The sequence below is a fragment of the Stenotrophomonas sp. GW821-FHT09E08 genome (assembly GCF_059416125.1).
The window spans coordinates 80,634-103,847 of record NZ_JBWKOO010000008.1; the positions used below are offsets into that span (position 1 = coordinate 80,634).

Genomic DNA, 23,214 nt, shown 5'->3' on the forward strand with positions numbered 1-23,214 from the left:
TCAGGTTTTGGCACACCGCTTGCAGCTTCCCGGGCAACGTTCCCGTGGGAGTGCACCGTGCGCAACCTGATTACCGACTACCTGGGCGTCCACGCCCAGGCCATGCCGTTGCGCGAACAGCGGATGAAGCTGATCGCCAGCAACCTCGGCAATGCCGACACTCCCGGCTACAAGGCCCAGGACCTGAACTTCGATGCCGCCCTGCGTCATGCCCAGGGGCAGGATGCCAACGGCCTGATGACCACCACCAACGAGCAGCACTACGAGATCAGTAGTGGCCTGAACCCGTTCCAGATCGCGCGCGAAGGCGTGCAGCCCAGCCTGGACGGCAACACCGTCGATCCCGATGCCGAGCGTGCCGCCTATGGCCGTGCCGCACTCGAGTACCGCGCTTCGCTCAGCTTCGTCGAGAGCAAGGTGCGTTCCATGCTGACCGCGATCACGGGGCAATAAGCGATGAGCAACCTGCCGATCTTCGACATCGCCGGCTCCGCGCTGCAGGCGCAGTCGGTGCGCATGAGCACCATCGCCTCCAACCTCTCCAACGCCGACACCGTGGCCGGTTCCGCCGACGCCGTGTACAAGCCGCTGGAGCCGATCTTCCAGGCCGTGACCAGCAAGAACGATCCGAACATCACGTCGGTGAAGGTCAAGGAAATCACCCAGAGCGAGGCGGCGCCGATCAAGCGCTATGAGCCGGGCCATCCGCTGGCCGACGGCGATGGCTACATCTACCAGCCCGACGTCGATCCGGTGGCACAGATGGTCAACCTGATCTCGACCTCGCGCAATTACCAGGCCGGCGTGGAGATGTTGACCACCGCCAAGGAACTGGCCCTGGCCACCCTGACCATGGGCCGCTGAGGCCCGCAGCACCGGATACCGCCATGACCACCGCCGTCAACAACCAGACCAACCAGGACGTCTACTCCGCGCTCGGCCTGAATGCCCCCAACAGCAACGCCACGAAAAAGAAGAACACGCTGGACCAGGCCGATTTCCTGCGCCTGATGACCGAGCAGCTGCAGCACCAGGATCCGCTGAAGCCGATGGACAACACGCAGATGGTCGCGCAGATGGCGCAGATGTCGACCGTACAGGGCATCACCGATCTGAACAAGACGGTCAAGGGCTTCCAGGAATCGATGGCCAGCGACCAGGTGCTGCGTGGCGCCGCGCTGGTCGGCCACCAGGTGCTGGTGCCTTCGGAAAAACTGGTGCTGGAAAAGGAAGGCACGGTGGAAGGCACCGTTGCAGCACCGGCGGCCGGCATCGTCACCGTGGACATCACCGACGCCAATGGCGCCAAGGTCACTTCGCTGAGCGTGGAAGCCAAGGCCGCCGGCGAAACCGCCTTCAAGTGGGATGGCAAGGATGCCAACGGCAAGCGCATGGAGCCGGGCAAATATTCCATCGTCGCCAACCACGTCGACACCGCCGGCAAGAGCACCAAGCTGTCCACCTTCGTGCAGGCGCCGGTGGAGAGCGTGACCGTCGGTTCCGACGGCCTGTACCTGAACCTCAAGGGCCTGGGCACGGCCCCGATCGACTACGTGCTCCGCGTCAGCTGAGCCACACACCCCGTACTTACCAGGAGCATCCCATGGGCTTCAATGTCTCGCTGTCCGGCATCAATGCCGCCAACTCCGACCTGAGCGTCACCGCCAACAACGTCGCCAACGTCAACACCACCGGCTTCAAGGAATCGCGCGCGGAATTCGCCGACCTGTTCTCGGCCACCGGCTACGGCCTGTCGAAGAACGCGGTCGGCTCCGGTGTGCGCGTCTCCAACGTCGCCCAGCAGTTCAAGCAGGGCCACAACGAACAGACCGGGCGCAGCCTGGACATGGCCATTTCCGGTGAGGGCTTCTTCACCATGAACATGAACGGCACCCGCGTGTACTCGCGCGCCGGCAACTTCCAGACCGATCCGTCCGGCTATGTGATCAACCCGCAGGGCGCACGCCTGCAGGTGTTTGCGCCGAACGCCGACGGCACCAACTTCGACGCCGGCCGCATGGTCGACCTGCAGCTGCTGACCACCGACAGCGCGCCGAAGCAGACCAGCGAGGTCAAGGTCGGCTTCACCCTGCCGGCCAACGCCAAGCAGCCGACGGTCACCACCTTCGACCCGACCGATTCCAACAGCTACAACCACTCCAGCGGTGGCATCACCGTGTACGACTCGCTGGGCGTGAGCCACATCCAGGTGTCCTACTTCGTGAAGGGCGCCAACCCCAACGAATGGACGGTGCGCAACTACGTCGATGGCCAACCGGCCGGCGCGCCGACCCCGGTCACCTTTGACAACAGCGGCAAGCTGACTGCACCTGCCAACGGCAAGGTCAGCCTCGGCACCTTCACCCCGACCACCGGCGCCGGTGTGCTGAACATGACGCTCGATGTCAGTGGTTCGACCCAGTACGGCGAGAAGTTCGCGCTGCGCAACACCCAGCAGGACGGCTACGCCGCCGGCAAGCTCAACGAGATCACCGTATCGGAAACCGGCGTGGTCTACGCCCGCTACTCCAACGGTGCCGACAAGCCGCTGGGCCAGGTTGCACTGACCACCTTCAACAATCCGCAGGGCCTGGAATCGAAGGGCAACAACCTGTGGGTGGATACCTTCAGCTCGGGCACGCCGCGCACCGGCATGCCGGACACCTCCAACCTCGGCAAGATCCAGGCCGGCTCGCTGGAAGCGTCCACCGTCGACCTCACCGAGCAGCTGGTCAACATGATCACCGCGCAGCGCAACTTCCAGGCCAACGCGCAGATGATCACCACCCAGGACCAGATCACCCAGACCGTCATCAACATCCGTTGATGACGCGCTGACCCTGCCACGGAACTCCCCGCATGGATAAAGCCCTTTACGTGGCGATGACCGGTGCCCGCGCCTCCCTGCAGGCGCAGGGTACGCTCAGCCACAATCTCGCCAACTCGGATACCCCTGGCTTCAAGGAAGCGCTGGCCAATACCGAAGCCTTCCCGATCCGTGGCCCGGGCTTTGCCTCGCGGGTGGATGCGCTGCATGTCGACGCCGGGTTCAACCGTACGCCCGGCTCGCAGCACATCACCGGCAAGCCGCTGGATCTGTCCCTGCAGACCGGCACCTGGCTGGCCGTGCAGTCCAGCGATGGCAGCGAAGCGTACACGCGCGGCGCGGCGCTGTCGGTGACACCCAACGGGCAGCTGGTGACCTCCAGCGGCCGCCCGGTGCTGGACGACAACAACAATCCGATCGCCATACCGCCCTACCAGGCGATGGAGATCGGTGCCGACGGCACGATCTCGATCATTCCGCAGGGCGAAGGCCCGCAGACCATGGCGCAGATCGGTCGCATCAAAGTGGTGCAGGCTCCGGATGAGCGCCTCGAACGCGGCCTGGATGGCCTGTTCCGCAACACCGACCCGCTGCAGCCGTTCGCCCCGGCACAGGGCACGGCGGTGCACAGCGGCCAGCTGGAAGGCAGCAACGTCGATGCTGCCGGTGCACTGGTGCAGATGATCCAGCTGCAGCGCCAGTACGAAATGCAGGTGCAGGTGATCAAGCACGGCGACGAAAACGCACGCAGCGCCAACAGCCTGCTGCGCCTGGGCAGCTGACGGGATTCCGGCGCCGGTTGATGCCGGCGCTGGCACACCGCTTGCACACCCGATACCAAGGGCCGCACCACGCGGCCGGCTTCACCAGACAGGACAGCGAAGATGAACCAGGCATTGTGGATCGCAAAAACCGGACTGGATGCGCAGCAGATGCGCATGTCGGTGGTTTCCAACAACCTCGCCAACACCAACACCACCGGCTTCAAGCAGGACCGTGCCAGCTTCGAAGATCTGCTGTACCAGCAGGTGCGCCAGCCCGGCGGTTCCTCCTCGGCGCAGACCCAGCTGCCGACCGGCCTGCAGCTCGGCACCGGCGTGCGCGTGGTCGCCACCGCCAAGAACTTCGAACAGGGTGGCCAACAGCAGACCGGCCGCGCCCTGGACGTGATGGTCAACGGCCGCGGATTCTTCGAAGTACAGATGCCCGATGGCAGCTCGGCCTACACCCGTGATGGCTCGTTCAAGATCAACCAGGACAGCGAGCTGGTCACCAACAGCGGCTATCCGGTGCAGCCGGGCATCCAGATTCCCGAAGGCGCGCAGTCGGTCACCATCGGTACCGACGGCACCATCAGCGTGAAGATGGCCGACGGTGCCGCTTCGGTGGAAGTGGGCGCGCTGACCCTGACCGACTTCGTCAATCCGGCCGGCCTGCAGGCCCGCGGCGAGAACCTGTTCCTGGAGACCACCGCGTCCGGCCCGGCACAGAACGGCAATCCCGGCCTCAATGGCCTGGGCACCGTGGTGCAGGGTGCGCTGGAAGGCAGCAACGTCAATGTGGTGGAAGAGCTGGTGTCGATGATCGAAACCCAGCGCGCCTACGAAATGAACGCCAAGGCGATCTCCACCACCGATTCGATGCTCGGCTATCTCAACAACAAGCTCTGACCGGCCCAACCGGGAAACCGCCATGTCGCCCCTTTCCAACTTCGCCCGTACCGCCCTCGCCTGCGCCGTGGCCGCCCTGCTCGGTGGCTGCGTGATCGCGGGTGACGTGCGCCCCTACCCGACGATGGCGCCGATCCAGCCGATCATGCCGCCGCAGGCCCAGCCGACCGCTGGCGCGATCTACGCCGCTGGCCCGACCCTGCAGCTGTACTCGGACCGTCGCGCACGCGACGTAGGTGACCTGCTGACGATCAGCCTGCTGGAAAACACCACCGCGCAGACCAGTGCCAACACCGCCACCAACAAGGAATCGAACCTGAGCCTGGGCACGCCGTCCATCTTCGGCGCACCGGTCACCCTGGGCGGCAAGGACATTCTGAGCGCCTCGGCCAAGGGTGCACGTGACTTCACCGGCAAGGGCAACAGCGCGCAGAGCAACCGCCTGCAGGGCAACGTCACGGTCACCGTGATCCAGCGCCTGCCCAACGGCAACCTGGTGGTGCAGGGACAGAAGAACCTGCGCCTGAACCAGGGCGATGAACTGGTGCAGGTGCAGGGCATCGTCCGTCCCGGCGACATCAGCCAGGACAACACCATTCCTTCCAGCCGCGTGGCCGAAGCCCGCATCGTCTACGGCGGTCGCGGCCCGGTTGCGCAGTCCAACGCGATGGGCTGGCTGAGCCGCTTCTTCAACTCCGGCCTGACGCCGTTCTGAGTATGGCCATGAATTCCTTCTTCTCTTCTTCCTGGCAACGCCGCGCGGCGTCGATCGTCGCGCTGATGCTGCTGATCGTGGCAGCCCCCGCCAGTGCCGAGCGCATCAAGGACCTGGCCCAGGTCGGCGGCGTGCGCGGCAATGCGCTGGTCGGCTACGGCCTGGTGGTCGGCCTGGATGGCAGCGGCGACCGCACCAGCCAGGCGCCCTTCACCGTGCAGAGCCTGAAGAACCTGCTCGGCGAGCTGGGTGTCAACGTGCCGGCCAATGTCAACCCGCAGCTGAAGAACGTGGCCGCCGTGGCGATCCATGCCGAACTGCCGCCGTTCGCCAAGCCGGGCCAGCCGATCGACATCACCGTGTCCTCGATCGGCAACGCGGTGTCGCTGCGCGGCGGCTCGCTGCTGATGGCGCCGTTGCGCGGCGCCGATGGCCAGATCTACGCCATCGCCCAGGGCAACCTGATCGTCGGCGGCTTCGGCGCACAGGGCAAGGACGGCTCCCGCGTCTCGGTGAACGTGCCGAGCGTCGGCCGCATTCCCAATGGCGCCACCGTTGAACGCGCCCTGCCCGATCCGCTGGCCAATGGCGGCGACATCACCCTGAACCTGCACAACAACGATTTCACTACGGTCTCGCGCATGGTCGCCGCGCTCAACAACGCGTTCGGCGAAGGCGCGGCACGCGCAGTCGATGGCGTGACCGTCGCGGTCACCGCACCTACTGACCCGGGCGCGCGCATCGGCCTGCTGGCCCGCATCGAGAACCTGGAACTGACGCCGGGCAGCGCCCCCGCCAAGGTGGTGGTCAATTCGCGTACCGGCACCGTGGTCATCGGCCAGCAGGTGAAGGTCGGCCCGGCAGCGATCTCGCACGGTTCGCTGACGGTGACGATCCAGGAGAACACCAACGTCAGCCAGCCCAATGCGTTGTCCGGCGGCCGCACCGTGGCCAGCCCGCAGTCGACCATCACCGCCACCAACGACGGCAGCCGCATGTTCAAGTTCAGCGGCGGCACCACCCTGGACGAGATCGTGCATGCGGTGAACGCGGTCGGTGCGGCACCGGGCGATCTCATCGCGATCCTGGAAGCCCTGAAGCAGGCCGGCGCATTGAGTGCCGAGCTCGAGGTGATCTGATATGCGCATCACTCCCGCATTCGATCTGCACCCGGCGCAACAGAACGATCCGGCCAAGATCGACAAGGTCGCGCGCCAGCTGGAAGGCCAGTTCGCGCAGATGCTGGTCAAGAGCATGCGTGACGCCAGCTTTGGCGATTCGCTGTTCCCCGGCGAAAACAAGATGTTCCGCGACATGTATGACCAGAAGATCGCCGAGGCGATGACCCGCGGCAAGGGCCTGGGCCTGTCGGGCATGATCAGCCGGCAGCTGTCCGGGCAGGCCGCCGACGGCCCGGCACTGGATACTCGCGTGGATGCGGCCAAGGCCAGTCGTGCCTACCAGCTCAATGCACCGGCCAAGCCAGCACCGTCGCTGCCGCTGGAAGACGGCGGGCAGGCCGTACGCCTGCTGCAGCAGATGGCTGCCGGTGCCCAGCACGGCGCCCAGGCCGCGGTTGCGCCGATGGAACAGGCGCTGGACCTGATCGCTGGCCGTGAAAGCAGCAGCATGCACCGCTCGTTGGGCACCGATGATCCGTATATCGGCAGCCTGCAGGGCGATGACTGGGCGGCCAGCAGCGACCAGTGGGCGGCCACCGCCAGCAACCGCGGCACCGCGATCAGCCCAGCCGATGCGATGGCCACACGTACCGCCGTGGCCCAGCTCGGCGAGCACACGCCGGAGGGCTTCGTCGCCAGCATCTGGCAGCACGCGCAGAGCGCGGCCAAGGAACTGGGCGTGGATGCCCGCGCCCTGGTGGCCCAGGCCGCACTGGAAACCGGCTGGGGCAAGCGCCACATCAAGCATGCCGACGGCAGCACCTCGCACAATCTGTTCGGCATCAAGGCCAACGGCTGGAACGGCCAGCGCGCCGTGGCCGGCACCCACGAATATGTCGATGGCGTGCGCCGCAACGAGACCGCCAGCTTCCGTGCCTACAGCTCGCCGGCCGAGAGCTTCGCCGACTATGTGCACCTCCTGAAAACCAGCCCGCGCTACCAGCAGGCCCTGCAGGCCGGCACCGATGTGCAGGGCTTCGCCCGCGGGCTGCAGCGCGCCGGCTATGCCACCGATCCGCGTTACGCGGCCAAGATCGCCGCGATCGCCGGCGGCCCGACCATCGAGCGCGCGGTAAGCGCCGTGGCTGATGCCGGCACGCGCCTTGGCCAGACCTTCGCCAGCACCGCAACCGCGGCGCTGGGTATCACTCGTCGTTGAGGAACCCCATGTCCAGCGTACTTTCCACCGGTACCGGTGCCCTGCTCGCCTTCCAGCGTGCGTTGGCGACCACCAGCCACAACGTGGCCAACCTCAACACGCCCGGCTACAGCCGGCAGAAGGTCAACTTCGCCACCGCCGATCCGCAGAACTACGGTTACGGCACGGTCGGCAACGGCACCCGCATCACCGACATCCGCCGCACGGCCGACCAGCTGGCGATAGCGCGCCTGCTCGACAGCAGTGGCGAACTGGCGCGCCTGAAGCAGCTCTCGGGCATGGCCGACCGGGTCAATGCGCTGTTCTCCGATCCGGCCACCAACGTCTCCGGTGTGTGGTCGAACTTCTTCGACTCGGTCAGCGGCCTGTCCTCCAATGCCGCCGGTACCGCAGACCGCCAGAACATGCTTGATGGCGGCAAGGCCCTGGCGAACCGTTTCGTGCAGCTCAACACGCACCTCAACAACCTCAACGGCGAGGTCAACAACGGCCTGCTGGCCGGTGCCACCGAGGTCAATCGCCTGGCGCAGGAGATCGCACAGATCAATGGTGCCATCGGCACCAACATCGCCAACGCCGCCCCCGACCTGCTCGACCGCCGCGACCAGCTGATCACCCAACTGATTGGTTACACCGGCGGCACGGCGGTGATCCAGGACGGCGGCATCATGAATGTCTACACCGCCGGCGGCAACGCGCTGGTGGTGGGCACCACGGCGACGAAGGTCACTACCGTGGCCGACCCGTACCAGCCGGAACGGCTGCAGCTGGCGCTGGAAACCCAGGGCAATACGATCCGGCTCGACCCGAAGGCGGTCGGTGGCCAGATCGGCGGCCTGCTGGAGTTCCGCGACACCGTGCTGACCCCGGCCCAGGCCGAACTGGGCAAGCTGGCCGTGGGCCTGGCCGAGAGCTTCAACCAGGCCCACCACCAGGGCGTGGACCTGTACGGCAAGCTCGGCGGTGATTTCTTCAACATCGGCAACCCGCGCGTCACCGCCAACAACGGCAACACCGGCACCGGCAGCCTCACCGCCACCTATGGCGACCTGGGCAAGCTGGACGCGCAGAACGTGGTGCTGCAGTTCGATGGCAGCAACTGGAAGGCCAGCCGTGCCGACACCGGCGCCAATGTTCCGCTGACCGGCACCGGCACCGCCGCCGATCCGCTGGTGATCAACGGCGTCAAAATGGTTGTCGGCGGCACTCCGGCCGCCAATGACCGCTTCCTGCTGCAGCCGACCGCCGGCGTGGCCGGCAGCATGGAAATCGCCATCACCGATCCTTCGCGCATCGCTGCCGCTGCGGCAGTCAAGGGCGCAGCAGCCACCGCCAACAACGGCACCGGCAAGCTGAGCGGCGTCACCGTCACCGATTCGAGCAACGCCAACCTGCGCAATCCGGCGGCGATCGTGTTCACCTCGGCCACCACCTACACCATCGATGGCGGCCCGCCACAGACCTACACCCCAGGCCAGACCATCAGTGCCAACGGCTGGAGCTTCGTACTGGACGGCGCACCCAAGGTCGGCGACACCTTCAACATCACCCCGACCCCTGCCGGATCGTCGGACAACAGCAACGCCTCCAAGCTGGCCAAGGTGGAGAGCGCCAAGGCGTTCAACGCCGGCACGGTGACGCTGAACGGCGCGCTGGGTGGCCTGACCACCCAGGTGGGCGCCGCGGCCCGTTCGGCGGAGTACTCGCTGGATGCCCAGCTGGTGATCAATGACAAGGCGCAGGAAGCGCGCGACGAGGTATCCGGCGTCAATCTGGATGAAGAAGCGGCCGACATGTTGCGCCTGCAGCAGGCCTACCAGGCCGCCTCGCAGTTGATCTCCACCGCCGACAGCATGTTCCAGACCATCCTGGGAGCCGTCCGCCGATGAGCAGCCGCATCTCCACCAGCATGATGTTCAACCAGTCCGTGTCGCTGATGATGGCCAAGCAGGCCAAGCTCAGCCACCTGGAGCAGCAGATCGCCACCGGCAGCAAGATCGTCAGCGCCAAGGACGATCCGGTCGGCGCCGGCACTGCGGTCGGCCTGGACCGCAGCCTGGCCGCACTGGACCGGATGAAGCTCAATGCCGGCAACGTGCAGAACCGTCTGGGCGTCCAGGAAAACACCCTGGCACAGGTCAACGATCTGATGGGCCGGGTCAATGACCTGACCATCCAGGCCAGCAACCCCGCCTTGAGCGCGGCCGACAAAAAGACGCTGATCACCGAACTGAACCAGATCCGCGACGGCCTGCTGTCACTGGCCAACGCCGACGACGGTACCGGTCGCTACGTGTTCGGCGGCACCAATGACGGCGACCCGCCATTCGCCAAGATCAATGGCAAGGTGGTCTACCGTGGTGACCAGACCCAGCGCCAGGTCGAAGTCGGCCCGGATACCTATGTGCGTGATTCCCTGCCCGGCAGCGAGATCTTCATGCGCATCCCAACCGGTGATGGCCAGGTCGATGGCGGTGCAGCGGCGGGCAATACCGGCAACGGGGTATTGACCAACATCACCCGCGACGGCAGCGACAACTGGAACGGGCAGTCCTTCAGTGTCCGCTTCACCGCCGCCAACCAGTACGAAGTGCTGGATGGCGCCGGCAATGTGACCGGTACCGGCACCTACAAGGCCGGTGACAATCTCGAAGTGAACGGCGTGCGCCTGCAGATCACCGGCGCCCCCGCTGCCGGCGACAGCTTCAACGTGAATCCCGCGAGCAGCCGCGACATCTTCGACACCATGGACAAGCTGATCGCCGCGCTGGATGCCGATACCGGTACCACTGCGAAGATGAGCGCACAGCAGAACGCGCTGCAGAATGCGCTGCGCGACGTGGCACGCGCGTCGGAACGGATGATCGACTCGCGTGCGGCCGGTGGTGCCCAGCTGAAGGCGCTGGACAATGCCGCCGACATGCGTGAAGCCAACAGTGTGACCCTGAAGACCACGCTGTCGCAGATGCGCGACCTGGACTATGCCGATGCGCTGAGCCAGTACCAGCTGCAGAGCACTGCCCTGCAGGCGGCACAGACGATCTTCTCGCAGATGCAGTCGATGTCGTTGTTCAACAAGATCGGCTGACAGCTCTCCCACCTCAGTCCTGAAAGGCCGCGATGCCCTGCATCGCGGCCTTTTTCGTTTCTGCGGCCATGGCCCGCTGCGCTCGCCGGGCGTGGCCCGGCGGATTTTCCGTGATTGCCCATCAAGCCCGCCGCTGCCCCGCCGATACCTTCATCAGCGCTGGCTGGGCTTGCCCAGCCGCCTCCTCCGGGGCTCGAAAAACCCGGGAAAACGGCCTCCGGCAACGAAATCCAGCCTCATCGGAATTCACGGCTAAAGGTTGTTGACAAAGCGCCGTTATTCATTTGGCAACAGCGAAGCACACAGCCACACAAAAAAACAGGCGGCGCTTCGTTTCATTCACCAACGGGTTCCATATAAGAGGAGACGACCCCATGGCACAGGTAATCAACACCAATACGATGTCGCTCAACGCTCAGCGCAACCTGAGCACCAGCGGCAGCTCGCTCGCTACCAGCATCCAGCGCCTCTCGTCCGGCCTGCGCATCAACAGCGCGAAGGACGACGCGGCCGGCCTGGCCATCAGCGAGCGCTTCACCACCCAGATCCGTGGTCTGGACGTGGCCATCCGTAACGCCAACGACGGCATCTCGCTCGCCCAGGTCGCCGAAGGCTCGCTGAACGAAGTCGGCAACAACCTGCAGCGCATCCGCGAACTGGGCGTGCAGGCCTCCAATGCCACCAACTCGGCCAGTGACCGCAAGGCCCTGCAGGCCGAAGTGACCCAGCTGGTCGGCGAGATCGACCGCGTCGCCAAGCAGGCCGACTTCAACGGCACCAAGCTGCTGGACGGCAGCTTCACCAGCCAGCTGTTCCAGGTGGGCGCCAATGCCGGCCAGGCCATCGCCATCAACAGCGTGGTCAACGCCAAGGCCGATTCGCTGGGCGCAGCCACCTTCGCCAACGGCTATGCCGGCACCAGCCTGGCAGCCGCCGACAAGGCCACCGCCGACACCACCTACTCGGGTCTGCAGATCTCGGTGACCCCGCCGGGTGGCACCGCCACCACGGTCACCGTCAGCGACTTCACTGTGAAGGCGGGGGAATCGATCACCTCGGCCACCTCCGCTGCGATCAACAACAAGCTGGGCGAGACCGGCGTCATGGCTTCGGTCAATGCCGGTGTGATCAGCCTGGCTTCGGTCAAGGAAGGCCAGACCTTCAGCCTGGGTGTCAGCGCCGCAACCCCGCCGGCCGGCGCCACTGCAGCGACCATCGCCGGCCTGGGCCTGACCGAGACCAGCACCAATGGTGGCGCCCTGACCGGTGCGTCGGCCAGCTTCGTCAAGGACCTGAACGTCACCACGGCTGAAGGCGCGCAGAAGGCGCTGTCGATCGTCGACAAGGCCCTGGAATCAGTCAACAGCGTCCGCGCCGACCTCGGTGCGATCCAGAACCGCTTCACCTCGGTGGTAGCCAACCTGCAGACCTCCTCGGAGAACCTGTCGGCCTCGCGCAGCCGCATCCGCGATACCGACTTCGCCAAGGAAACCGCCGAACTGACCCGCACCCAGATCCTGCAGCAGGCCGGTACGGCCATGCTGGCCCAGGCAAACCAGGTACCGCAGAACGTGCTCAGCCTGTTGCAGCGCTGACATGAGTCGTCCCCGAAGCACGTCGGGGGCGTCTAACCCAACTCACGTGCAACCGCTCAAGGACCTCTCCTCATGGCACAAGTCATCAACACCAACACGATGTCGTTGAATGCTCAGCGTAACCTGAGCACCAGCGGCAGCTCGCTGGCCACCACCATCCAGCGCCTGTCCTCCGGTTCGCGCATCAACAGCGCCAAGGACGACGCCGCCGGCCTGGCGATCTCCGAGCGCTTCGGCACGCAGATCCGCGGTACCGACGTCGCCATCCGCAATGCCAACGACGGCATCTCGCTGGCCCAGGTCGCTGAAGGTTCACTGACCGAAATCGGCAACAACCTGCAGCGTATCCGTGAACTGGCGGTGCAGTCGTCCAACGCCACCAACTCGACCAGCGACCGCAAGGCACTGCAGGCCGAAGTAACCCAGCTGGTCGGCGAAATCGACCGCGTTGCCAAGCAGTCGGACTTCAACGGCACCAAGCTGCTGGACGGCTCGTTCACCAGCCAGCTGTTCCAGGTCGGCGCCAACGCCGGTCAGGCGATTGCCATCGACAAGGTCATCGACGCCAAGTCCGGCTCGCTGGGCAACGTCAAGTTCACTGCCGACGTCGCTGCAACCACCGCCGCCGCCGCCGCGACCAGCGATGGCAAGGTTTCGGGCATGAAGCTCAATGGCGTGACCATTGACGACATCAGCTGGAAGGCCGGCGCGACCGCTTCGGACGTCGCCACCGCGGTCGCCAATGGCATCAACAAGCAGATCGGTGAAACCGGCCTGAGCGCCAGCGTCGATGCCACCGGCAAGATCACCCTGGCATCGCTGAAGGCCGACAAGGACTTCACCCTGGATGCGGCCGGCACCATCACCGGCGGCGGCGGCACCCCAGGCACCCCGGCTCCGGCCACCGAAATCGGCATGACCGGCATCGCCAGCACCACCGCTGCGGCAACGGCCAACGCCAGCTTCGCCAAGAACCTGGACGTCAGCAGCTTCAAGGGTGCCCAGCAGGCACTGGAAATCGTCGACAAGGCACTGGGCTCGATCAACAGCACCCGCGCCGACCTCGGTGCGATCCAGAACCGCTTCACCTCGGTCGTGGCCAACCTGCAGTCGTCCTCGGAGAACATGTCCGCGTCGCGTAGCCGCATCAAGGACACCGACTTCGCCAAGGAAACCGCCGAACTGACCCGCACCCAGATCCTGCAGCAGGCCGGTACGGCCATGCTGGCCCAGGCAAACCAGGTGCCGCAGGGCGTGCTCAGCCTGCTGCGCTGATCCGCCACCTGATCGACCACCGGGCGGCGGCTGAGCTGCCGCCCGGCTCCTGAAATACGTTCCACCTTCGCCAAAGGAAAGCACCATGGCACAAGTCATCAACACCAACACCATGTCCCTGAATGCTCAGCGCAACCTGAGCACCAGTGGCAACTCGCTGGCCACCACCATCCAGCGCCTGTCTTCCGGTTCGCGCATCAACAGCGCCAAGGACGACGCCGCCGGCCTGGCGATCTCCGAGCGCTTCGGCACCCAGATCCGCGGTACCGACGTCGCCATCCGCAATGCCAACGACGGCATCTCGCTGGCCCAGGTCGCCGAAGGTTCTCTGACCGAAATCGGCAACAACCTGCAGCGCATCCGTGAGCTGTCGGTGCAGTCGTCCAACGCCACCAACTCCTCCAGCGACCGCAAGGCGCTGCAGGCCGAAGTGACCCAGCTGGTCGGCGAAATCGACCGAGTTGCCAAGCAGTCGGACTTCAACGGCACCAAGCTGCTGGACGGCTCGTTCACCAGCCAGCTGTTCCAGGTCGGCGCCAATGCCGGTCAGGCGATTGCCATCGACAAGGTCATCGACGCCAAGTCCGGTTCGCTGGGCAACGTGAAGTTCGCTGCCGACGTTACCGGTGGTGCCATCGCAGATGCTACTGCTGCCGGTGCCATCGACGGCCTGACCATCAACGGCATCGCCATCGACAAGGTTTCCTACGAGGCTACCGCCAAGGGCGGTGACATCGCCCAGTCGCTGGTCACCGCGATCAACGCCAAGCTGGGCGAATCCGGGGTGACCGCCTCCGTCGACGCGACCGACAAGAGCAAGGTCGTGCTCAGCTCGGTCAAGGCCGAGAAGGACCTGGTCGTCGGTGGCACCGTGGCCGGCAGCGGCCTCACTGCTGCCACCACCAACGCGGCCGATGGTGCCACCAGCGTCGTCAAGGGCCTGGATGTCACCTCGTTCAAGGGTGCCCAGCAGGCACTGGAAATCGTCGACAAGGCACTGGGCTCGATCAACAGCACCCGCGCCGACCTCGGTGCGATCCAGAACCGCTTCACCTCGGTCGTGGCCAACCTGCAGTCGTCCTCGGAGAACATGTCCGCGTCGCGTAGCCGCATCAAGGACACCGACTTCGCCAAGGAAACCGCCGAACTGACCCGCACCCAGATCCTGCAGCAGGCCGGTACGGCCATGCTGGCCCAGGCCAACCAGGTGCCGCAGGGCGTGCTCAGCCTGCTGCGCTGATCCACGCCAAGAAGGCGCCGCTACCGTCGGGTCGAACCGACGGTAGCGGCAACCCGGAAGCCACGATGCACGAAGGCGCGGGCCATGCCCGGCCCGGGAACACTCCCGAACCGGCTTGGCATCGCCCGCTCCTGCGGACCTCTCTTTCAGCGCTGTACCCTTGACTGTACGTACCGGGCGGCTTCGTCTCCCCCCGATTGTCAGTAGCCTGATCCCTCCCCTGCATTGGGGGAGGGCTTTTTGCAGACTCCCGGCAGCCCGCGGTGAACTTCCCCGCCCCCTGCCCCAACCCTCCTGCAACCGGCGTGCCAAAACCGCACCCTGCGCTCTGGCACAGCGCATGCATCAACGAAGTCCTCAAGACCCAGCGGCGCAGGCCGCTATTTTCGTTGACGACGGGCCACCGCAAAACGGGCAGGCCCGAATACCAGGAGAAACGACGTGGCAGACTTTGGATACGGTGGCATTGGCTCGGGACTGAACATCTCGGACATCGTCAACAAGCTGGTCGCGGCCGACCGCAAGCCCTCCGACAATGCGCTGAACCTGCAGCAGTCCAAGACCAAGATGCAGTTGTCGTCTATCGGCACCGTCACCTCGGCCTTCGACAAGCTGAAGACTGCCCTGACTGCACTGAAAGCCACCACGGCCTTCGACACCCGTACTGTGAGCGCCACCGGCAAGGCACAGCCAGGCAACACCGACGATGTGTTGACGGCATCGGTGGCGCTGTACGACCTGGGCACGACCAAGGCAGCAGCTTCCAACGGCACACACCAGGTGGAGGTCAAATCCCTCGCCACGGCCCACAAGCTGATTGCCGACACCTCGGTACCCAAGACCGATACCTTTGGTGCCGGAACCTTGACGCTGACCGTTGGCGTCGGCGAGAAGGCCAAGACCATGAAGGTCGAAGTGGAGGCCGGTGACACCCTGACCACTGTCCGCAACAAGATCGACGCTGCTGGCCGCAAGGAAGGCGTGCAGGCCACGCTGATCAGCTCCGGCGACAACCAGTACCTGTCGATCGCACAGGAAAAGACCGGTGCGGCCAGCGCAATCAAACTGGAGTACGGCGGCAGCGACCCGAAACTGGGCGCGCTGGTCGGCAGCCTGAAGCAGAACACCGCAGCCGCCGACGCCGAACTCACCATCGATGGCGTGACGGTCGTCAGCGCCAGCAATACGGTGGCCGATGCGGTACCGGGCCTGACCCTGAACCTGAAGGTGACCGGAAAGAGTACTGTCGTGATCAGTACCGACACTACCGCCGCGACCAAGGTGATGCAGGAGTTCGTGACCGCCTACAACGCGGCGATCGCGGCGATCAACACGGAAACCAAGTACGACGCCAAGACCAAGGAAGCCGCCACGCTGACCGGCGACGCGCAGATGCGTGGTGCCACCAGCCAGCTGCGCTCCATGATGTCGGGTGTGCTGAAGGAGCTTTCCGCCGATGGATTGGACCCGAAAACGCTGGGCCTGCAGACCCGTGGTTATCCCAACGCCGACGGCAGCCTGGTGCTGGATGCAACGAAGTTCGCCGCGGCGCTTGCCAGCCAACCGGAGAAGATCCGCTCGGCGATCACTGGGGATACAGGCGGCGCCGGCAAGCTCTACACCATGGTTGACGGCTACGTCAGCACGACCACTGGCAAGGAAGGCGCTTTCGTTGCCCGCACCAAGGGCCTGAACAATACGCTGGACAACATCGACAAGCGCCGCAAGGACCTGGACACGCGGATGAAGAACGTCGAGGAACGTTACAAGAAGCAGTTCCTGGCACTCGATAGCCTTATGGGCAAATTGCAGCAGAGCAGCAGCGCCCTGTCGCAGCAGTTGTCACAGCTCAATCGCTGAGGCACTGCGCGCAACGCTCAAGTTTGGCGCGCAACGCACCGATAACGGACGCAACAGTCATCATCGCCGCACCGCCGGTACCGATCCCCACGATCACCCGGCGGCATCCCGCGCAAGGAGAATCACGAATGTACGGTTCCAGCCGTCAATATGCCGAACAGTACCGCCAGGTGGGAGTGACCAGTGCGGTTGCCGACGCCGATCCGCACAAACTCGTGGCGATGCTGCTGGCAGGTGCACTGGAGCGCGTGCGACGTGCCATCGCCAGTCTCGAGCGTGGCGACCAGGCCGGCAAGGGCAAGGCGATCGGCGAGGTCTGCGCGATCGTCGGCCACCTCAACGGCTCGCTGGACCATGAGGCCGGCGGCGAGATCGCCGGAAATCTGTCGGCGCTGTATGACTATGTGCTGCAGCGCCTGACCGAGGCCAATCTGCACAATGACCGTGCCGCACTGGACGAATCCCTGCAGCTGCTGGGCGAGATCGACAGCGCCTGGAATGCGATCCCGCAGGAACAGCGCCGCTCCGCAGCGGTGGCACCATGAGCCTGCACGAACTGCACGCCCAGCTGGACGCCTTCGAGAAGGCCCTGGGCGAAGAGTCTCTCGACCAGGCCGACAGCCTGCTCGACGGTCACGACAGCACGTTGCATGCGCTGCTCAGCCAGCCGCTGACCGCCGCCGACCACGCACCGCTGACCGCATTGTTCGAACGCCAGCAGAGCCTGCTCGGCCTGCTGCGCCAACGCCGCGACGCAGTAGCCGCACTGATGAACGACGGCCAGCGCTCCCTTCGCGCCGCGCATGCCTACCTGCAGGCAGAATCGCTGGCATGACCCAACTGCCGACCACGTCGCTGCACCACCCCGCCGAAAGCGAGCTGTTCGACGAAACGCTCAGCTGCGAGCTGGCCTTGCCAGCCGAGTTCCAGGCCGGCAGCGCCGCCGGCCGTACCAGCAGTGCCGAAGGACTGCTGCGCAGCCTGGCGCTGGTTGAGGACAGCCGGGTCGACGAACACGAAGAACGCAGTGAAGCCAGCCTGCAGCTGCAGCGGCTGGAGGCCAAGCTGGACCTGGCGATGGTGCTGCTTGGCCGCCTGGTACGCCAGCAGGGGCAGGAATTGACCCTGCGTCCGGTGCGCTGGTCACGCCGCGGCATCCGACTGCAACTGGGTCCGCGCAGCGGCGCCAGTCCCGGCCAGGCCGGGGTGGTACGCCTGCAGCCCAGCGACTGGCTGCCCGACCACATCGATCTGCCGGTGGAAGTGATTGCCGAAGCCGCCGATGGTGGCGGTGGTCACTACCTCTGGCTGCGCTTCCAGCGCCTCGGTGACGGCCTGGAAATGGCGATGGAACGGCATCTGTTCCGCCTGCATCGTCGCCAGGTGGCCGAAGCGCGTCGCGCACGCTGAAAGCTGTCACCATGAAGCAGTACGGGCGGCCCTTGGCGTGCCCGTTCAGCTAAGTTAAGGTGGACTCCCCTCACGGACCTCCAACGTGCCTGTGCGAGTTCTCATCGTCGACGATCACACCCTTGTCCGCGCCGGCCTGGCGCGGCTGTTGCAGGGGTTTGCCGACGTGCAGCTGGTTGCTGAGGCCAGCAATGCCGAGCAGGCGTTGCAGCTGGCCCTGCAGCACTCCCCTGACGTGGTCCTGATGGACCTTTCGCTACCCGGCCGCACCGGCCTGGAAGCCCTCAGTGACATCCGCCTGCGCGCCCCCGGCACCCGGGTGGTGATGATGACCATGCACGACGATGCGGCACACGTACGCGATGCGCTCGATCGCGGCGCGGTCGGTTTCGTGGTCAAGGATGCGGCGCCACAGGAGCTTGAGTTGGCGCTGCGTGCCGCGCACGCCGGCCAGGTATTCCTGAGCCCGCAGATCTCGGCCAAGATGCTGGCGCCGATGCTCGGCCGCGAGAAGCCCACCGGCATTGCCGCATTGTCACCGCGCCAACGCGAGATCCTGCGCCGCATCGGCAAGGGCGAGAGCAACAAGGAAATCGCCGCTGACCTCGGCATCAGCGTCAAAACGGTGGAAACCCACCGCGCACGCATGATGGAGTCGCTGGGCTGCCGCCGCGCCAACGACCTGCTGCTGCTCGCCGCGCGCCACCAGCACGAGCTGGAATGATCGCCCGCGAATGGGGTCAGATTCCTTTCCGCGGGAAAGGGATTCGACTCCCGCCGGACCCCGCACCAACGACGAATTCCCGTCACCCCGACACGCCCTGACAGGATTTCGTACACGCAGGTCAGCTGCCACTCTTCGTCACCCACGACGAATCAACAACTTGGCGGCATTCATCGTCAACATTCCGCGCCAATGTAGGGAATACCCCTACATCCTGTCAGGACATTCACGAAGGCCCTCAGGAACCCCCTGATTCCGCCCCCGCCGGATCAAAAGCAAGATGCGTTCCACAAGGCGCCGGGGAGCGGTGCCGGGGAACCACGATGAAGGCTGCACTCTCGACCCAGCTGGGCCAACAACTTCACCTCACCCCGCAGTTGCTGCAGTCGATCCGGCTGCTGCAGCTCGACGGCCTGCACCTGGAGCAGGAAATCCAGCGGCTTCTGGATTCCAACCCGCTGCTGGAAATCGAAGAAGCTGAAGCCCCCACTGCCGAATCCACCGATGCCGGCGCCACCACCCTGGAAACGGCTGCCTTCGACGAGCTGCCCGAATCCTCGATGTGGGATGTGGCCGGCAGCAGCTGGCAGGATGGCGACGATGACCGCATGGCACGCATCGCTGCAGGCGAATCCAGCGACCCGCAGCTGCGGGTGCTGCAGAGGCTGTCGCTGGACATGGACGACCGTGAGCTCGCGGTAGCTGCGTTCTGGTTGGACCATTGCGACGAGGCCGGCTACCTGCAGGCGCCGCTGGCCCAGCTGCAGCTGCTGGCCAGCGCCCAGTTCGACATCGCCGCCAACGGCGTGGAAACCATTCGCCAGCAGCTGCTGCACGGCGAGCCCGCCGGCATGGCCGCACAGGACCTGCGCGAAGGCCTGCAGGCACAGCTGCGCAGCCTGCACGGCGTGGTACCTGCACGCCACCTGGCAGCACGCATTCTCGAGGGCGCGCTTGATGCACTGGCTGCGCACGACTACCCCGCCCTCGCCCGCCAGCACGACGCAGAAATCGAAGACGTGCGCGAAGCGGTGCGCCTGATCCTGTCGCTGCAGCCGCGCCCAGGCGACAGCCTGCTGCCGGAGCGCAACGCCGTGGTGGTGCCGGACGTCGTCGCCTGGCACGCCGATGGCCAGTGGAAAGTCGCGCTGAACCCGGCCACCAGCCGCCGCGTCTCGATCAACAGCCAGTACGAGCAGGCCCTGGCCGAGACCAGCGATGCCGCCCCGGCGCTGCGCGAAATGCTGCAGGAGGCGCGCTGGTTCAGCCGCGGCCTGTCGATGCGCTATGACACCCTGCTGCGCACCGCACGGGTGATCGTCGAACGCCAGGCCGCATTCCTGGTGCGTGGCGACGAAGCCATGGCACCGCTGACCCTGAAGGAAGTGGCCGAAGAGATCGGCATGCACGAGTCCACGGTCTCGCGCATCACCACCGGCAAGTTCCTGCAGACCCCGCGCGGTACCTTCGAACTGAAGCACTTCTTCGCCGTGCGCCTTGAGGGCGCCAGCGTCTCCGGCCAGGCAGTGAAGGCCATGGTCCGCCGTCTGATCGACGCCGAACCGGCCGGCCGGCCGCTGGCCGACGAGGCCATTGCCGGCCTGCTGTCACGCCAGGGGGTCAACATTGCCCGCCGAACCGTCGCAAAATACCGAGAACAACTGGATATCGCCCCGGCCCGTGAACGGCGCCGGCTCAGCGCCAGGCAACCGCAGCTGGCCCGGGTGGGCTGAAAAGGATGTTGGACATGAACAAGCTCACGGTCCTGCTGGTCGATGACCACGAGGGCTTCATCAACGCGGCGATGCGTCATTTCCGCAAGATCGACTGGCTGCAGATCGTCGGCAGTGCCGGCAACGGCCTGGAAGCGATCGAGCGTTCGGAAACACTGCGCCCGCAGGTGGTGTTGATGGATCTGGCAATGCCGGAGATGGGCGGCCTGCAGGCCACCCGCCTGATCAAGTCGCAGGACGATGCCCCGTACATCGTGATCGCCAGCCACTTCGACGACGTCGAGCACCGCGAACACGCGCTGCGCGCCGGCGCCGACAACTTCGTCAGCAAGCTGTCCTACATCCAGGAAGTCATGCCGATCCTGGAAGGCCTCAGGGAGGATCAGTCGTGAGCGAATCGCGCATCCTGGTGCTGGACAACGACGCCGTGCGCGCAGAGCGCACCGTTGCCCTGCTCGAATTCATGGACTTCAACCCGCGCTGGGTCTCCGACGCGGCCGACTTCGACCTGGGCCGCCAGCGCCAGAACGACTGGATGGCAGTGATCGTCGGCAGCCTGGACGACAGCGCCGCCAGCACCGCGCTGTACAACTGGCTCGGCGGCAGCAGCCTGCCACCGCCGGTGCTGCTGGCAGATGGCGAAGCCACCGCGTTCGCGCAGCAGCACGGCTTGCATGAAGCCAACATCTGGCCGCTGGAAACCCCGCTGCGGCATACGCAGATGGAAGCCCTGCTGCGTCGCGCCAGCCTCAAGCGCCTGGATGCCGAGCACCAGGCCGGTGCCGTGCAGGAACAGGGCCCGACCGGCCATGGCCCGGCGGTTACCGAACTGCGCACCATGATCGAACAGGTAGCCGCCTTCGACACCACCGTGCTGGTGCTGGGCGAGTCGGGTACCGGCAAGGAAGTTGTATCGCGCTCGATCCACCAGCGCTCGCCGCGCCGCGATGGCCCGTTCGTGGCGATCAACTGCGGTGCCATTCCACCGGACCTGCTGGAAAGCGAGCTGTTCGGTCACGAAAAGGGCGCCTTCACCGGTGCACTGACCGCACGCAAGGGCCGTTTTGAAATGGCCGAGGGCGGCACTCTGCTGCTCGACGAAATCGGCGACATGAGCCTGCCGATGCAGGTCAAGCTGCTGCGCGTGCTGCAGGAGCGCAGCTTCGAGCGCGTGGGTGGCAACCAGACCATCCGCTGCAATGTGCGGGTGATCGCTGCGACCCACCGCGACCTGGAAACCCGTATCGCCGAAGGCAAGTTCCGCGAGGATCTGTTCTACCGCCTCAACGTGTTCCCGATCGATGTGCCAGCCCTGCGCGAACGCCGCGAAGACCTGCCGGCGCTGGTGGAGACCATCGCCACGCAGCTGGCCCGCACCGGCCGCGGCGAAGTGCGCTTTACCGCCGAAGCGCTGCAGGCACTGGCCGGCTACGAGTGGCCGGGCAACGTGCGTGAGCTGACCAACCTGGTCGAGCGCCTCGCCGTGCTGCATCCGGGTGGCTCGGTACGCGTGCAGGATCTGCCGGCGCGCTACCGTGGCGATGCCGTCCTGGCAGCAGCGGCCGCACCGGCACCGGCGCAGCCCATCGCCAGCGAAGAACGCCTGGACCTGCGCAGCTTCTCGTTCCACACCCCGGGCAGTGGCAACCAACCGGCGCTGGAGCACGGCATCGCCGTCAATCGCCCGGCTGCACCGGTCGCACTGCCCGACGAGGGCATGGACCTGCGCAACCACATGGCCAACATCGAACTGGGCCTGATCAACGAAGCACTGGAACGCACCCAGGGCGTGGTCGCCCACGCCGCCCAGCTGCTCGGCCTGCGCCGCACCACCCTGGTGGAAAAGCTGCGCAAGTACGGCATCGAGCGTGAACAGGCCGAACTGGCCAGCTGAAGCGCGTCACCAGCATGAAGGGGGCACGAACGCCTGGGCTTGCCCGGGCGTTCGTGTTTCCAGTACTCGGGGTCGGATCCCTTTCCACAGGAAAGGGATCCCACCCCACTGCATTTGCACGTTTTCCTAAAGACAGCAGGGCCGCAGTGCGGTGCATTGCAAGGACATCCCAAGGAGGTCCTGCCATGCATCGCCTCACCCTGCTCGCCGCCCTGCTCTGCCCGGCCTTGGCCACCGCCGCCAACTGCAGCCTGCCCACCACGCTGGACCAGCGCCAGTTCACCAACCTCAGCGACCCGCTTTACGCACCGGACAACCCCAATGCCGGACGCATGGTGCAGGTCAGCTTTGCCGGCAGCCAGTACGTGCTGGACATCCTCGGCACCGACCTCCGCATCGGCGGCAGCTACCACTACCAGCGCCTGGCCCTGCACACCGCGGAAATACAGATGACCGAAGCCCACCCGGCCGGCCCCACCCACTACACCCTGCTGCTGACCTGCCTGAGCGACCACCAGGGCCGTTTCATCTACACCCAGCACGACGGCCCCATCGCACCGCGCCAGCGTCAGAATTCCGGCCGTTGGACCCTGCAGCCCTAGGCCAGAAAACCGACGCCGGTTAAATGGCGTCGCCATTGGGGTCAGAGCCCGTTGCGTCGCAACGGGATCCGACTCCGTGCCGAACGTGTCGACCAAGGTCGACACCCACCAAGGGCATCCATGCCCGTCCGACAGATCGCGGGAAACTGTCGAAGGCGGGGTGGGTCCGGTTGCGGGGGTGTCCGCGGCATGGATGCCGCGGCCAAGCCCCCAGGGACGGGTTTACGGCGTCCCCCGCAAC

The 23,214-nt window shown here is 65.7% G+C and carries 23 protein-coding genes; all 23 read left to right on the forward strand.

What is annotated here, in order from left to right; translation table 11 throughout:
* Positions 1–57: 57 nt before the first annotated feature.
* The 23 genes from flgB to AC07M7_RS12235 all read left to right on the forward strand — a co-directional run bounded on the left by flgB (position 58) and on the right by AC07M7_RS12235 (position 22,973).
* On the forward strand, positions 58–453 hold the full coding sequence (gene flgB / locus AC07M7_RS12125; protein ID WP_495207487.1) for a flagellar basal body rod protein FlgB: 396 nt from the start codon (positions 58–60) through the stop codon (positions 451–453).
* A gap of 3 nt (positions 454–456) precedes the next feature.
* Positions 457–864: a flagellar basal body rod protein FlgC gene (gene flgC, locus AC07M7_RS12130; protein ID WP_010485892.1), complete on the forward strand. Its 408-nt coding sequence runs from the start codon at positions 457–459 to the stop codon at positions 862–864.
* Positions 865–887: 23 nt separating this feature from the next.
* On the forward strand, positions 888–1,571 hold the full coding sequence (locus AC07M7_RS12135; protein ID WP_006366154.1) for a flagellar hook assembly protein FlgD: 684 nt from the start codon (positions 888–890) through the stop codon (positions 1,569–1,571).
* A gap of 32 nt (positions 1,572–1,603) precedes the next feature.
* Positions 1,604–2,827: a flagellar hook protein FlgE gene (gene flgE / locus AC07M7_RS12140; RefSeq protein WP_006366152.1), complete on the forward strand. Its 1,224-nt coding sequence runs from the start codon at positions 1,604–1,606 to the stop codon at positions 2,825–2,827.
* A 32-nt stretch (positions 2,828–2,859) separates the two neighbouring features.
* Entirely contained in the window at positions 2,860–3,609 is a 750-nt protein-coding gene (locus tag AC07M7_RS12145) for a flagellar basal body rod protein FlgF (RefSeq protein ID WP_136638990.1), read from the forward strand.
* A 102-nt stretch (positions 3,610–3,711) separates the two neighbouring features.
* A complete protein-coding gene (gene flgG / locus AC07M7_RS12150; RefSeq protein ID WP_005409571.1) occupies positions 3,712–4,497 on the forward strand; it encodes a flagellar basal-body rod protein FlgG in 786 nt (261 codons plus the stop codon).
* Positions 4,498–4,519: 22 nt separating this feature from the next.
* Positions 4,520–5,212, forward strand: a complete 693-nt coding sequence (flgH, locus tag AC07M7_RS12155; protein WP_012510987.1) for a flagellar basal body L-ring protein FlgH — start codon at positions 4,520–4,522, stop codon at positions 5,210–5,212.
* Between the two features lie 2 nt (positions 5,213–5,214).
* A complete protein-coding gene (locus AC07M7_RS12160; protein WP_006366094.1) occupies positions 5,215–6,351 on the forward strand; it encodes a flagellar basal body P-ring protein FlgI in 1,137 nt (378 codons plus the stop codon).
* A 1-nt stretch (position 6,352) separates the two neighbouring features.
* Positions 6,353–7,552, forward strand: coding sequence for a flagellar assembly peptidoglycan hydrolase FlgJ (gene flgJ, locus AC07M7_RS12165; RefSeq protein ID WP_495207488.1), 1,200 nt, complete (start codon positions 6,353–6,355; stop codon positions 7,550–7,552).
* Between the two features lie 8 nt (positions 7,553–7,560).
* Positions 7,561–9,441 (forward strand): flagellar hook-associated protein FlgK, encoded by a 1,881-nt coding sequence (flgK, locus tag AC07M7_RS12170; RefSeq protein WP_495207489.1) that lies wholly within the window; start codon positions 7,561–7,563, stop codon positions 9,439–9,441.
* Entirely contained in the window at positions 9,438–10,640 is a 1,203-nt protein-coding gene (gene flgL / locus AC07M7_RS12175) for a flagellar hook-associated protein FlgL (RefSeq protein ID WP_495207490.1), read from the forward strand. Before flgK ends, flgL begins: the two co-directional genes overlap by 4 nt.
* A gap of 374 nt (positions 10,641–11,014) precedes the next feature.
* Positions 11,015–12,235 (forward strand): flagellin, encoded by a 1,221-nt coding sequence (locus AC07M7_RS12180; protein ID WP_495207491.1) that lies wholly within the window; start codon positions 11,015–11,017, stop codon positions 12,233–12,235.
* A 72-nt stretch (positions 12,236–12,307) separates the two neighbouring features.
* Positions 12,308–13,510, forward strand: coding sequence for a flagellin (locus AC07M7_RS12185; protein ID WP_447781421.1), 1,203 nt, complete (start codon positions 12,308–12,310; stop codon positions 13,508–13,510).
* 85 nt (positions 13,511–13,595) lie between these two features.
* Complete coding sequence (locus tag AC07M7_RS12190) at positions 13,596–14,750, forward strand: flagellin (protein ID WP_447781419.1); 1,155 nt, start codon at positions 13,596–13,598, stop codon at positions 14,748–14,750.
* A gap of 441 nt (positions 14,751–15,191) precedes the next feature.
* Positions 15,192–16,610: a flagellar filament capping protein FliD gene (fliD, locus tag AC07M7_RS12195; protein WP_495207492.1), complete on the forward strand. Its 1,419-nt coding sequence runs from the start codon at positions 15,192–15,194 to the stop codon at positions 16,608–16,610.
* A 128-nt stretch (positions 16,611–16,738) separates the two neighbouring features.
* Positions 16,739–17,155 (forward strand): flagellar export chaperone FliS, encoded by a 417-nt coding sequence (fliS, locus tag AC07M7_RS12200; RefSeq protein ID WP_107379558.1) that lies wholly within the window; start codon positions 16,739–16,741, stop codon positions 17,153–17,155.
* Positions 17,152–17,445 (forward strand): hypothetical protein, encoded by a 294-nt coding sequence (locus tag AC07M7_RS12205; RefSeq protein ID WP_107379557.1) that lies wholly within the window; start codon positions 17,152–17,154, stop codon positions 17,443–17,445. Before fliS ends, AC07M7_RS12205 begins: the two co-directional genes overlap by 4 nt.
* On the forward strand, positions 17,442–18,020 hold the full coding sequence (locus AC07M7_RS12210) for a PilZ domain-containing protein (RefSeq protein WP_006365893.1): 579 nt from the start codon (positions 17,442–17,444) through the stop codon (positions 18,018–18,020). Before AC07M7_RS12205 ends, AC07M7_RS12210 begins: the two co-directional genes overlap by 4 nt.
* Positions 18,021–18,111: 91 nt before the next feature.
* Entirely contained in the window at positions 18,112–18,744 is a 633-nt protein-coding gene (locus AC07M7_RS12215; protein WP_107379556.1) for a response regulator, read from the forward strand.
* Between the two features lie 323 nt (positions 18,745–19,067).
* Positions 19,068–20,477, forward strand: coding sequence for an RNA polymerase factor sigma-54 (gene rpoN / locus AC07M7_RS12220; protein WP_136638986.1), 1,410 nt, complete (start codon positions 19,068–19,070; stop codon positions 20,475–20,477).
* Between the two features lie 14 nt (positions 20,478–20,491).
* Complete coding sequence (locus AC07M7_RS12225; RefSeq protein WP_012510975.1) at positions 20,492–20,869, forward strand: response regulator; 378 nt, start codon at positions 20,492–20,494, stop codon at positions 20,867–20,869.
* Positions 20,866–22,371 (forward strand): sigma-54 dependent transcriptional regulator, encoded by a 1,506-nt coding sequence (locus AC07M7_RS12230; protein ID WP_253079816.1) that lies wholly within the window; start codon positions 20,866–20,868, stop codon positions 22,369–22,371. The genes AC07M7_RS12225 and AC07M7_RS12230 overlap by 4 nt, the downstream gene beginning before the upstream one ends.
* A gap of 185 nt (positions 22,372–22,556) precedes the next feature.
* On the forward strand, positions 22,557–22,973 hold the full coding sequence (locus AC07M7_RS12235) for a hypothetical protein (RefSeq protein ID WP_495207493.1): 417 nt from the start codon (positions 22,557–22,559) through the stop codon (positions 22,971–22,973).
* Positions 22,974–23,214: the final 241 nt, after the last annotated feature.